Below are 12,525 nucleotides of genomic sequence, written 5' to 3'. Positions count from 1 at the left end.
ATGTCGATTCACATGATCACGATGCCCAAGTGGGGGCTGTCGATGGAGCAGGGGCAGGTCAACGGCTGGTTGAAGACGATCGGCGAACGCGTGACGAAGGGCGACGAGGTGCTCGACGTCGAAACCGACAAGATCTCGTCGGGCGTCGAATGCGCGTTCGACGGCACGCTGCGTCGGCAGGTCGCGCAGGAAGGCGAGACGCTGCCGGTCGGCGCGCTGCTCGGCGTCGTCGCGGCGGCCGATGCGAGCGATGCGGACATCGACGCGGCGATCGCCGATTTCCAGCGCGATTTCGTGCCGAGCGCGGCCTCCGACGAAGCGGCCGGCCCGCAACCCGAGAAGGCGCAGATCGGCGGCCGGACGGTGCGCTTCCTGAAGCTCGGCGAAGGCACCGGCACACCCGCCGTGCTGATTCACGGCTTCGGCGGCGACCTGAACAACTGGCTGTTCAATCACGCGGATCTCGCCGCGCACCGGCCCGTGTGGGCGCTGGACCTGCCCGGCCATGGCGAATCGGGCAAGGCGGTCGAGACGGGCAGCCTCGACGAACTCGCCGACGCGGTGCTCGCGCTGCTCGATGCGAAGGGCATCGACCAGGCACACCTGATCGGCCATTCGATGGGCGGCGCGGTTGCGATGGCGGCAGCGGAACGGGCGCCGCAACGCGTCGCGTCGCTGACGCTGATCGCGAGCGCGGGGCTCGGCACCGACATCAACCGCGCTTACATCGACGGTTTCGTCGCCGGCAACAGCCGCAATACGCTGAAGCCGCACCTCGGCGCGCTGTTCGCGGACAACGCGCTGGTCACGCGGCAGCTCGTCGAGGATCTCGTCAAGTACAAGCGGCTCGAAGGCGTGCAGGCCGCGCTCGAGAAGATCGCGAACGCGGCGTTCGACGGCGCCGCACAGCGGCGTGTGTTCCGCGACCGGCTCGTGACGCTTGCACCGCGCACGCTCGTGATCTGGGGCGAGCGCGACCAGGTGATCCCGGCGCATCACGTGCAGGGTTTGCCCGACGGCGTGCGTGCCGAAGTGATCGCCGGCAGCGGGCACATGGTGCAGATGGAGGCGGCCGCCGACGTGAACCGCCTGATCGTCGCATTCCTCGGAGACTGACGATGGCCGCCGCGCTCGAACGACCCAGCCTCACGGCGCTCGGCCAGCCGGGCGCGAGAAGCCGCGACAAGCTCGCGCGCATTCCGGTGCGCGTCGAGCCCGCGGCCGGCGCGGCATTGCCGAAGCCGCCGTGGCTGCGCGCGCGGCCGATGATGAGCGCGGCGGTGGCCGACATGGCTGCCGTGCTGCGCGACCATCGGCTGCATTCCGTCTGCGAGGAGGCGATGTGCCCGAACATCGGCGAGTGCTTCGCGCAGCGCACCGCGACCTTCATGATCATGGGCGGCCTCTGCACGCGGCGCTGCCCGTTCTGCGACGTTGCGCACGGTCGTCCCGAGCCGCTCGATCCCGACGAGCCGGCGCGGCTGGCCGACGCGGCCGCGGCGCTCGGTCTGCGCTACGTCGTGATCACGTCGGTCGACCGCGACGACTTGCGCGACGGCGGTGCCGCGCATTTCGCCGCGTGCATCGCGGCGGTGCGCGCGAGCGTGCCGGGCATCGGCGTCGAAGTGCTGACGCCGGACTTCCGCGGCCGCGTGGCCCGTGCGCTCGATGCGCTGTCGACGGCCTGGCCCGACGTGTTCAATCACAACATCGAGACGGTGCCGTCGCTGTATCGCGCGGCGCGGCCGGGCGCCGACTATCGCGGCTCGCTCGAATTGCTCGCGCAGGCGAAGGCCGCGCGGCCGACGCTCGTGACGAAGTCGGGACTGATGCTCGGGCTCGGCGAGCGCGACGACGAGGTGCGCGACACGCTGCGCGACCTGCGCGCGCACGAAGTCGACGTGCTGACGCTCGGCCAGTATCTGGCGCCGTCGGCGCACCACCTGCCGGTGCGACGCTACGTGAGCCCCGAGGCATTCGCCGCATGGCGCGACGACGCGCTGGCGCTGGGTTTCAGGGAAGTCGTCGCCGGCCCGCTCGTGCGGTCGTCATACCATGCGGCCGACGTGCTGGAGGACAGGTAGCGGGCGGCGCGTCAGGCCGGCGCCGGGGCGTGCGCGCGACTCACCCGGCGCAGGTACAGCACCAGCCCGGCGCCCGCGAGCATCAGGCTGACCGTGTTCGCGAACCAGAAGCCGCGCGCGCCGGTCAGCCAAGCGGGCGCGATGCCACCCACGTCGAAGCCGAGCACGTAGCCGCCGCTGAGCCCGACGCCCCACAGCGCGACCGCATAGATCACGGTCGGCACGATCGCGACCTTGTAGGCCCGCAGCACGAACGCCGACGTGACCTGCAGCGCATCGAAGACGTGGTAGCACGCGACGATCGCGACGAGCGGCATCGCGGCCGCGGCGACGGCCGGGTTCGGCGTATAGCCGCCGATGATCAGCGGTCGCAGCACGAACACGAGCAGGCCGTATGTCGCGGCAATGCCGCACGCGAAGATCACGCTGTGCCGGCCGAGCAGCCGGGCTTCTTCGGGCCGTCCGGCGCCGAGCGCGCGCGCGACCAGCGTCGATGCCGCCACGCCGATCGACAGCGGGGTCATGTACAGCACCGCGCCGATGTTGCCGGCGATCTGGTGGCCGGCGAGCGTCGTCGTGCCGAATTGCGCGATGAACAGCGCCATGCACGTGTACGACGTGACCTCGATCAGGTACGACAGGCCCATCGGCACGCCGAGTTTCAGGATCGCCTTCTGGCGTTCCCACACCGGCCAGCAGAAGCGCGAGAAGATCGCGAGCGGCGCGAACACGTCGAGCTTCGCGAGCAGCGTGTAGCCGATCAGCGCGAGCGCCCAGTTGATCAGCGTGCTCGCGAGCCCGCAGCCGGGGCCGCCGAGGGCCGGTACGCCGAACCCGCCGAAGATGAACCACACGTTGAGCGGAAACTTGAGCACCAGCGCGCCGATCTGCAGGATCATCGCGAGGCGCGGCTTGCCGGCCGCGTTGGTCAGCGCGTTGTAGATGCGGAAGACGAGGCTGGCGGGCAGCCCGTACGACAGGATGCGCAGGTAGTCGACGGTGCGGTCGTGCAGCGCGGCGGGTGCGTGCGCGACGCGCAGCAGCGGCTCGGGAAAATGCAGCAGGAGAAAGCCGGGCACCGCGAGCAGCAGCGCGAGCCACAGCGCCTGGCGCACTTCCTCGCCGATTTCGGCATAGCGTCGCGCACCGTACAGTTGCCCGGTGATCGGCTGCAGCGCGGACAGGATGCCCGTCAGGCCGATGTAGATCGACACGTAGATCGACGAGCCGAGCCCGAGCGCGGCCAGATCGACGGCCGAGTAGCGGCCGACCATCGCGGTGTCGATCACGCCGAACGCGATGATCGCGAGCTGGCCGACGAGCACCGGCCACGCGAGACCGACGATCCGGCGGATGTCGCCGAACATCGTCAGTCGGCCGGCTGACGGCGCGGCGGACGCCGCTTGACGGGCGTCTTCGGCCGTTCGATGCGCTCGTACAGGCGGAAGCGCTCGTCGCGGTCGGCGACGCGGCGGCCCTCCCACACGAGACGCCACACGTATTGCGACATCGAGCTCGGCTCGCCGAAGTCCGCGCGGTCCTGGCGCAGGATCACGTCGCAGTCGCCGGAGAAATCGAAGCGCATGTTGCCGAAATACGCGAAGGTCGCGAGCTGCGCGTCACCGAGCCGCACGGGCGAGATGCACTCGTAGTCGGACGGCAGGTGCACGGCGATCTGCTGCGCGACGTCGCGATAGGTCCGGCCATAATTGACGATCGGCAGCCACAGCGTCATCAGCAGCACCCACATCAGCGTGGTGCCCGCACCCGACAGCACGACGCTGCGCCACAGGACCTTCGGCTGCCGCGAGATGCGCCAGCGCACGAGGAAGCACCAGCACACCGTGGCGATCACCGCGCAGATGAACGACAGGATCTTGAAGTGCGGCTCGTAGCCGGGCACGAGGCGCGCGAGGTTGCGGGCGAGCGGATGCGGGAAGCCCGTGAGCGACGCGAGCCACACGAGCCACACGAAGGTGCCGAGGATCGTGAAGCTCAGCACCGCGAACCAGTCGATCGCGTTGATCGCGCCGCGCTTGAGGGTCGGCAGCGCGAACGTCGCGAGCACCGCGAGCGGCGGCATCAGCAGCATGTACATGCGGTTCGACTGCTGGCTCTGCAGGATCACGAGCGCGACGAGCGGCACGGCGACCGACAGCGGGATCGCGACGTGCGCGCGGCGGCGCATGCCGGCCCAGCTCCACCATGCCCAGATCGCGAGCGGCCACGCGGGCCACGTGAACAGCGGCAGGTTCTTTGCCGCATAGCCGAGCACGGCGGTCGGCGGGCCGGAAAAGCGCATCAGGCTGCCGTGAATCCACTGGTTGAAGAACCATGCGGCGTCGTCGGGCGCCGCGACGAACGCGGCAAGCGGCCACAGCGCGAAGATCGCGGCCGCGAGCGGTACGCCGACCAGCGGCAGGCGCAGGTTGCGCATCTCGGGCGTGACGAGCCACAGCACGGCCGTGCCGGCGAGCAGGGCGACGACGAGCACCGGGTTGCCGGACAGGGCGACGAGGCCGATCGCGAGACCCCACCACAGCGCGCCCTGCATCGGCTTGTCGATGCCGCGGACGATCCCGTAGACGAGCATGGCGATCCACGCGAACTGCGCCAGCTGCGGCGTCGTTTCGTGCCCGCGTTCCGCGAGGCCGAAGCAGGCGACGAGCACCAGCAGCGCGCCGTCGGCGAGCGTGCGGCCGTAGTCGCGCGGCTCGGGTTCGCCGCCGAATGCGTATTTGAACGGCTGGACCTCGGCACGCCGGCCGAGCAGGTAGGCTGCGTACCAGACGAACGCGCACGCGACGCAGAACAGCACGCCGGTATCGACGCGCGACGCGTTGCTCGCATCGACCCACGGGCCGAGGCCGCGGATCGACAGCGCGCCGAGCCAGTAGCCGAGCGGCCCGTCGGTCGTGATGAACTTGCCGACGAGGTTCGGCAGCAGCCAGTCGTGCCAGCCGCCCTTGGCCATCGTCCACATCACGCCGAAGCCCGCCGCGTCCTCGTTCTTCCACGGGTCGCGGCCGAACAGGCCGAACGCTGCGTAGACGAAGCAGAGGGTAAGCAGCAGCCAGCGCGGCAGCGCACGCGTGGCGGAGGCGGTGAGACGGACGACAGGCTTCATGCAGATGAGCGATTTGTTATGGGCGGGCGGCCGGCGCGGGTGCGCGCGGTCGAGCCGGTTTCGAGCATCCGGCATTGTAGACGCGCCGGCAGTTGCGCGTCAGGCCGATGCCCGGACGCCGGCCGGTGCTTTTCCGGCGAGCAGAGACAAAAAAGGGCAGCCTGGGCTGCCCTTTTGTGCGATACCGGTGCGTTGCAACCACCGGATGCGGTGCAAAGCTTACTTCGCCTTGCCGCTGGCGCGAACGCCGAACTTGTTCTTGAACTTCTCGACACGGCCGGCCGTGTCCATGATCTTTTGCTGACCCGTGTAGAACGAGTGCGATTCCGACGACACTTCGATCTTGGCGAGCGGGTAGGTCTTGCCGTCGAGTTCGATGTTTTCACGCGTCTGGATCGTCGAGCGCGTGATGAACTTGAAGCCGTTCGACATGTCTTGGAAGACGACTTCGCGGTAATCCGGGTGAATGCCAGGTTTCATGATTTTCCTTGGTGAGAGCGGTAGCCAACCCGCCGCTTGCCGTGCCGTGCCGCGCAAAGTTGCGCGATCCAGCCGACGTCAAGCCCGGCGCGAGCCACTTGCCTAAGGTCGAAAAACGGCGATTATGCCAGAAAATCAGATGGTTGACGAATTATTTTCACGGTGCGTCGAGCGCGCCGGTGCCGGCCGGATCCTGCCGGTAGTAGCGCGCGAGCAGCCGGTACAGCTCCGGAAATTCGGACTCGAACGCTTTCGGTCGTACGAACAGCGCTTCGCTGCACACCGCGAAGAATTCGGACGGGTGGTCGGCCGCATACGGATCGATCAGCGATTCCCGCTCGAAGCGCGCCCACGCGCGGTCCGGCACCGCGTCGACGCGCGCGCAGAACTGGTCGTACGCGTGCTCGAACACGTCGGCCCAGGCCTGCGCATCGAGGTGCGGCGCGTGCCAGCGGCGAAAAAGGGGCGGATAGCCGTCGGCTGCGCCGTTGACCATGTCGATCTTGTGCGCGAACTCGTGGATCACGACGTTGTACGCGTCGCGGCCGTCCGTCATCTGCGCATCCTCCCACGACAGGATCACGGGGCCGCCTTCCCAGGCCTCGCCGCTCGCGTCCTGCTCCACTTCGTGGACGACGCCGTCCTCGTCCTGCACCGTCTTGCGGATCACGAATTCGCCCGGATACACGACGACGCCGACCCAGCCGTCGTACAGCGACAGGTCGAGATTCAGCACGGGCAGGCAGGCCTGCGCGGCGATCGCGACGATCATCGCGTCGGTCAGCTCGAGCCCGTGCGCGGTCGAGAACGATTTCTTCGCGACGAACAGGCTCGTCAGTTCGCGCAGCCGGCCGAGCGCGTCGGGCGACAGCGCCGCGAGGAACGGCAGGCGCTCGACGGTGTCCTGCCATAGCGCATCGGGGATCGGATGGCTGCGCAGCGCGCGGTCGCGGCGGCGGTCGTCGAACCAGCGGGTCAGTTTCGAGAGCATGAAGGCGGCTCGCGGAAATCCAAAGCCTGTCTTTTAACTCAATCGATCTCTTTTTGCCATGCCGCGAAGAGGCCGCCGACGAGCGCGACGCCCGCCAGGAAGTAAAAGCCGTCGAGCGACGCGAGAAACGACGCCTGTTGCGCGACCATGCGCGCGATCGACGCGATCGCGAGCCCGTGCGCGTCGTTCAGCGCGTGGCCGGCGGCCGCATAGCTGCGCGTCAGCGCATCGACGGCCTGCTGGAACAGCGGATCGAACACGTTCGCGCGCTCGACGAGTCGCGTCTGGTGCACGGCCACGCGGTGCTGTTCGACGATGATCACCGACGACGTCGCAAACGAGATCGTCAGTTGCCGCACGATGTTCTTCAGCCGGTAGCCGTGCGTGTATTCGTCGATCGCGAAGATCCGGAACGTCAGGTTGGCCACCGGCAGCACGATGAAGAGCAGGAGCAGCCCACGCAGCAGCAGCGGGACGATCAGCGCGGCTTCGCCGACCTGCGGCGTCATTCGCGTCATCCACAGCGCGGCCGTGATGGCGATCGCGAACCCCGGCACGACGAACCACTTCTTGTGCGTGACGAATTTCGCGTAACGCAGGTAGGCGAACAGCGCGGTGGCCGAAATCAGCGACATCGTGCCGACGAGCCGCCCGGCGTTCTCGACCGGATAGCCGAGCCCGCCTTCGAGAAGCCGCGAGGTCAGGTAACTGAAGCCTGTCGACTCGTAGTAATAGAACATGTAGAGCAGCAGCCCGACCTGGAACGTCCTTTCGCGGAACGCGTGAAGGCGCACGAGCGGCGTCGGATGGTTCCACTGGTGATACGCGAACCACGCGAGCGCGCCGATCCCCGCGATCGTCAGCAGGATCAGCATCGGCGAGCCGCTGTAGAGCTGGTAATGCACCTGCTGCAGCACGATCTGCAGCGCACCTTGTGCGAGCGCGAACACGACATACGGCCAGAAATGTCCGGAGCCGCGTTCGTCGTCGGGCGTCCGGCCCGAGTCGGGCAGCGTGAGCAGCGCGAGGATCGCGAACGCGATGCCGGCCGGCGCCGTGCACGCAAACAGCGCGCGCCATGTCGCATGCGCGACGAGCAGGCCGCCCACGATCGGCGCGAGCGCGCTGCCGAGCAGGATCATGACGAGGAACGCGCGTGTCGCGGGCGGCCGTTCCTGCGGCTTGAAACTGATCTGGATCAGGATCCGGCACGCGCCCATCATCGGGCCGATGAAATACCCCTGGAAACCGCGCGCGAACGCGAGTTCGAGCGACGTGTCGGCGAGCGCGGCCGCGATCGCGCCGAACGAGAACATCAGCATGCAGCCGGCGACGTAGCGGCGATGGCCGAGCCGGTCGACCCACCATTGCTGCTGCAGGATGCCGAGCACGGCCGTGACCGCGTAAGCGCTCGACGACCACACGAGTTCGTCGGGCGAAGCGTTGATGCCGCCCGCGATGTAGCTCGCGAAGAACGAGAAGGCCGCGTTGTCGAAATAGTCGATGCCGGTGACGAGCGCGAGCGCCCACGGGAACAGGTCCGCGCGCAGGTTCGCGCGGCTCCACAGCGGCGGGCGGCCGGGCATCGCGTTCATTCGCGCGCCTTGCGCGCGCGCCGCGTGCCGCTTTCGGCCTGCCGCTGCGCGATCAGCGTGTCGGCGCTTTCGCCGGCAAGACGCCGCTCGACGTAGTCGATGTCATGCTGCAGTTCCCTGCGCAGCGCGACGGCTTCCTTCAGTTCGCGCTGGACGGCCGCGATTCGCCGGTCGAGTGTATCGACCTGCTCGGCGAGGCCGGTACGGATGTCGCGCAGCGACGCTTCCGAGTAGCGGCGCCGGCCGTCGCCCGTTTCTTCCAGCGGGCGCTTCAGCATTTCGGTGATGCCGTGCAGCGAGAAGCCGAGCGCGCGCAGCCGCAGGATGCGCGCGAAGCGCTCGAGGTCGGCTTCGTCGTAGAGGCGGTAGCGGCCCTCGCTGCGCGACGGCGTGACGAGCCCGCGCTCCTCGTAATACTTCAGCGTGCGCGGCGTGACGCCGAGTCGCGACGCGGCGTCGCTCACGGTCAGCAACGGGGTGGAGGTGTCGTTCGGCATGGGGCGTGGAGGGAATTCGATCGGGGCGATGATGCGATTGTAGATCAACCTGTACGTTCACGTTCAGGTTGGCACCGAAAAACGGCCGCCGGGCAGGATGCGCGGGCGGCCGTTCGGTGCGGGGCGGGGGCGCTTAGCCGCCGCGGCGCATCAGGTCGAAGAACTCGGAGTTGCTCTTCGTCTGGCGGATCTTGTCGAGCAGGAATTCCATTGCCTCGACTTCGTCCATGTCGTGGATGAACTTGCGCAGCACCCAGATCTTCTGGAGGATCTCGGGCTTGATCAGCATTTCCTCGCGGCGCGTGCCCGACTTGTTCAGGTTGATCGACGGATAGACGCGCTTTTCCGCGAGGCGGCGCTCGAGGTGCACTTCCATGTTGCCGGTGCCCTTGAACTCTTCGTAGATCACGTCGTCCATGCGGCTGCCGGTTTCGATCAGTGCGGTGCCGATGATCGTCAGTGAGCCGCCTTCCTCGATGTTGCGTGCCGCGCCGAAGAAGCGCTTCGGACGCTGCAGTGCGTTCGCGTCGACACCGCCCGTCAGCACCTTGCCCGATGCCGGGATCACGGTGTTGTACGCACGTGCGAGACGCGTGATCGAGTCGAGCAGGATCACGACGTCGTGCTTCATTTCGACGAGGCGCTTGGCCTTCTCGATCACCATTTCGGCGACCTGGACGTGGCGCGTGGCCGGTTCGTCGAACGTGGACGCGATCACTTCGCCCGCGACCGAGCGCTGCATTTCGGTCACTTCTTCAGGACGCTCGTCGATCAGCAGCACGAACAGGATCACGTCCGGGTGGTTCTGCTTGATCGCGTGCGCGATGTGCTGGAGCATCACGGTCTTGCCCGACTTCGGCGATGCGACGAGCAGGCCGCGCTGGCCCTTGCCGATCGGCGCGATCATGTCGATGATGCGGCCCGTGACGTTCTCTTCGCCGCGCATTTCGCGTTCGAGCGAGAGCGGCTTGTTCGGGTGCAGCGGCGTGAGGTTCTCGAACATGATCTTGTGTTTCGAGGCCTCGGGCGGCTGCCCGTTGACTTTGTCGACCTTCACCAGCGCGAAGTAGCGCTCGCCGTCCTTCGGCGTGCGGACTTCACCTTCGATGGTGTCGCCGGTGTGCAGGTTGAAGCGGCGGATCTGCGACGGGCTGATGTAGATGTCGTCGGTGCTCGCGAGGTACGACATTTCCGGCGAGCGCAGGAAGCCGAAACCGTCCGGCAGCACTTCGAGCGTACCGTCACCGAAGATCGTCTCACCCGTCTTGGCGCGCTTTTTAAGAATGGCAAACATCAACTCCTGCTTGCGCAGGCGGTTCGCGTTTTCGATCTCGAGGCCATTGGCCATTTCGATCAGTTCGGACACGTGCAGAGACTTGAGCTCGGATAAATGCATACGGAGAACCCGCCAGGGAGGAGACGACGAAAGAAATAAAGGGAGGAGGGCGAGCGGAAGCGCTCAGAGACTTAAATGCGTCTTGTAGACGTTTTTTAATTCTAGCATAGGCCGATTCGCGCTTGAGCGAGCGAACGGCGGCTTGGCGACGGACGTGTTGCCGGTTGACAACACGTCCGCGGAACTGCCGGTATTACAGGTGGCTGTCCAGGAATGCGGTGAGCTGCGACTTCGACAGCGCGCCGACCTTCTGCGCGGCGGCCGCGCCATTCTTGAACAGGATCAGCGTCGGGATGCCGCGCACGCCGAACTTGGCGGGCGTTGCCTGGTTGTCGTCGACGTTGATTTTCGCGATCTGCAGCTTGTCGCCGTAGTCCTTCGCGACTTCGTCGAGGATCGGGGCGATCATCTTGCACGGGCCGCACCATTCGGCCCAGAAATCGACGAGCACGGGCTTGTCGGACTTGACGACGTCCTGTTCGAACGATGCGTCGCTGATGTGTTTGATCTGTTCGCTCATTGGGTCAATACCTCTTACGGTTCGGGGACTGCCTGCTTGCGCGTTGCGGCGTACCGGCCGCCGTTGGCTGCCGGCCGCTGCGGCAGGTCACTCCGCTCTCCGGACAGGAGGGGTGTAAGCGCTGCATGCCGCGGCTCGCGGGTCGTTCGGGCGTCATATTAGCCTAAATTGCTATCTGCTGCGGGCGGCGATAGTAGCCGCTACGCGAGTAGGGGTACGGCGCGCCGTTCGACCGTTGTGCCCTGCAGGTGGAGGCCGGCCCGCAAATTACAAGGGGACGCAGGCAATTCGATGCGGGCGATCGTCGTGCGACCCGATGCGCGCCGGTTTGCCCGGTCATATTCGCATTGGTGCGAACAATCGGTCGCATTCGTCCGGAAGCGGTGATAGAATATGCCGTGACGGGCCTCCTCGCATGGTGGGGCGGTGAACCTGGTCAGGTCGGGAACGAAGCAGCCACAATCGTTTTCTGCCAGTGCCGAGGGTTGGGCTCGTCACCTTCCTTCTCGCCCCGTTCGCCGGGCGTTTTTTATTTCTGCACCACACTCCGTTTTACCCGCGCGTTGCCTGTCTTTCGCACCGTTTCGCGTGTCGGCGCGACGCAGCGTTACTGATACAATTTCCCGATGACCTATCAAGTTCTCGCACGCAAGTGGCGTCCGAAGGATTTCGCTTCGCTCGTCGGCCAGGAGCACGTCGTCAGGGCGCTCACGCACGCGCTCGACGGCGGGCGTCTCCATCACGCCTATCTGTTTACCGGAACCCGCGGTGTCGGCAAGACGACGCTGTCGCGGATCTTCGCCAAGGCACTCAACTGTGAAACCGGCGTCACGTCGCAGCCGTGCGGCGTGTGTCGCGCCTGTCGCGAGATCGACGAAGGGCGTTTCGTCGATTACGTCGAGATGGATGCCGCGAGCAACCGCGGCGTCGATGAAATGGCCGCGCTGCTCGAACGCGCCGTGTACGCGCCCGTCGATGCGCGCTTCAAGGTCTACATGATCGACGAAGTGCACATGCTGACGAATCACGCGTTCAACGCGATGCTGAAGACGCTCGAAGAGCCGCCGCCGCACGTCAAGTTCATCCTTGCGACGACCGATCCGCAGAAAATTCCCGTCACCGTGCTGTCGCGCTGCCTGCAGTTCAACCTGAAGCAGATGCCGGCCGGGCATATCGTGTCGCATCTCGAACGGATTCTCGGCGAAGAGCGCATCACGTTCGAGCCGCAGGCGCTGCGCCTGCTCGCGCGTGCCGCGCAGGGCAGCATGCGTGACGCGCTGTCCCTCACCGACCAGGCGATCGCCTATTCGGCAAACGAGGTGACCGAGTCGGCCGTGTCGGGCATGCTCGGCGCGCTCGACCAGACTTACATGGTGCGTCTGCTCGACGCCCTTGCCGCGGGCAGCGGCCCGGAAATCCTTGCGATTGCCGACGAGATGTCGCTGCGCAGCCTGTCGTTCTCGACCGCGCTTCAGGATCTCGCGAGCCTGCTGCACCGGATCGCGTGGGCGCAGTTCGCGCCGGGCTCGGTGCTCGACGAATGGCCCGAAGCGGGCGACCTGCGCCGCTTCGCGGAGACGCTGAGCCCCGAGCAGGTCCAGCTGTTCTATCAGATCGCGACGGTCGGCCGCGCGGAACTCGGCCTGGCGCCGGACGAATACGCCGGTTTCACGATGACGCTGCTGCGGATGCTCGCGTTCGAGCCGGCTGTGGCAGCCGGCAGCGCGCCGGGCGGACAGCCGTCCGTGCCGCGAGCGGTGCCGGGTCCGCGCGTCGCGGCGGCATCGGCTGCCGTGGCGAAGCCGGTATCCGCCGCACCCGTCGAGGCAGCGCGG

General features: G+C 66.9%; 11 protein-coding genes and 1 other RNA gene. 4 read left to right on the top strand and 8 right to left on the bottom strand.

All coding sequences use genetic code 11. The features are described from left to right. Complete coding sequence (locus tag L810_RS01075; RefSeq protein ID WP_021156488.1) at positions 1–1,116, top strand: acetoin dehydrogenase dihydrolipoyllysine-residue acetyltransferase subunit; 1,116 nt, start codon at positions 1–3, stop codon at positions 1,114–1,116. Positions 1,117–1,118: 2 nt separating this feature from the next. Then, on the top strand, positions 1,119–2,084 hold the full coding sequence (lipA, locus tag L810_RS01070; protein WP_021156487.1) for a lipoyl synthase: 966 nt from the start codon (positions 1,119–1,121) through the stop codon (positions 2,082–2,084). Between the two features lie 11 nt (positions 2,085–2,095). Here the strand turns inward: lipA and L810_RS01065 are convergent, their stop codons facing one another. The 8 genes from L810_RS01065 to trxA form a co-directional block, all read right to left on the bottom strand. Next, positions 2,096–3,451, bottom strand: a complete 1,356-nt coding sequence (locus L810_RS01065; RefSeq protein WP_042972746.1) for an MATE family efflux transporter — start codon at positions 3,449–3,451, stop codon at positions 2,096–2,098. Between the two features lie 2 nt (positions 3,452–3,453). Further along, positions 3,454–5,286 (bottom strand): ArnT family glycosyltransferase, encoded by a 1,833-nt coding sequence (locus L810_RS01060; RefSeq protein ID WP_104766265.1) that lies wholly within the window; start codon positions 5,284–5,286, stop codon positions 3,454–3,456. Positions 5,287–5,430: 144 nt separating this feature from the next. After that, positions 5,431–5,691 carry a type B 50S ribosomal protein L31 gene (locus L810_RS01055; RefSeq protein WP_021156486.1) on the bottom strand — a complete coding sequence of 87 codons (261 nt, stop codon included), beginning with the start codon at positions 5,689–5,691 and terminating at the stop codon, positions 5,431–5,433. Positions 5,692–5,848: 157 nt separating this feature from the next. Beyond that, positions 5,849–6,682: a zinc-dependent peptidase gene (locus tag L810_RS01050; protein ID WP_021156485.1), complete on the bottom strand. Its 834-nt coding sequence runs from the start codon at positions 6,680–6,682 to the stop codon at positions 5,849–5,851. Between the two features lie 38 nt (positions 6,683–6,720). Beyond that, positions 6,721–8,277, bottom strand: a complete 1,557-nt coding sequence (locus tag L810_RS01045; protein WP_021156484.1) for an MFS transporter — start codon at positions 8,275–8,277, stop codon at positions 6,721–6,723. Then, entirely contained in the window at positions 8,274–8,774 is a 501-nt protein-coding gene (locus tag L810_RS01040) for a MerR family transcriptional regulator (protein WP_042972744.1), read from the bottom strand. The genes L810_RS01045 and L810_RS01040 overlap by 4 nt, the downstream gene beginning before the upstream one ends. Positions 8,775–8,907: 133 nt before the next feature. After that, entirely contained in the window at positions 8,908–10,170 is a 1,263-nt protein-coding gene (gene rho, locus L810_RS01035; protein WP_006478662.1) for a transcription termination factor Rho, read from the bottom strand. A gap of 193 nt (positions 10,171–10,363) precedes the next feature. Next, positions 10,364–10,690 (bottom strand): thioredoxin TrxA, encoded by a 327-nt coding sequence (trxA, locus tag L810_RS01030; RefSeq protein WP_006402348.1) that lies wholly within the window; start codon positions 10,688–10,690, stop codon positions 10,364–10,366. A 400-nt stretch (positions 10,691–11,090) separates the two neighbouring features. Here trxA and ffs point away from each other — a divergent pair. Both ffs and dnaX read left to right on the top strand, forming a co-directional pair. Beyond that, an RNA gene (ffs, locus tag L810_RS44265) (signal recognition particle sRNA small type) lies at positions 11,091–11,189 on the top strand. A 127-nt stretch (positions 11,190–11,316) separates the two neighbouring features. Continuing rightward, the coding region (gene dnaX / locus L810_RS01025; RefSeq protein WP_042972741.1) for a DNA polymerase III subunit gamma/tau at positions 11,317–12,525 on the top strand (1,209 nt) is incomplete at its 3' end.

Origin of the sequence: Burkholderia sp. AU4i (assembly GCF_000466765.1) — a bacterium.
GTDB classification, from domain to species: domain Bacteria; phylum Pseudomonadota; class Gammaproteobacteria; order Burkholderiales; family Burkholderiaceae; genus Burkholderia; species Burkholderia cepacia.
The sequence above is the reverse complement of the archived record's forward strand: the minus strand, read 5'-3'. Positions and strand labels throughout refer to the sequence as shown.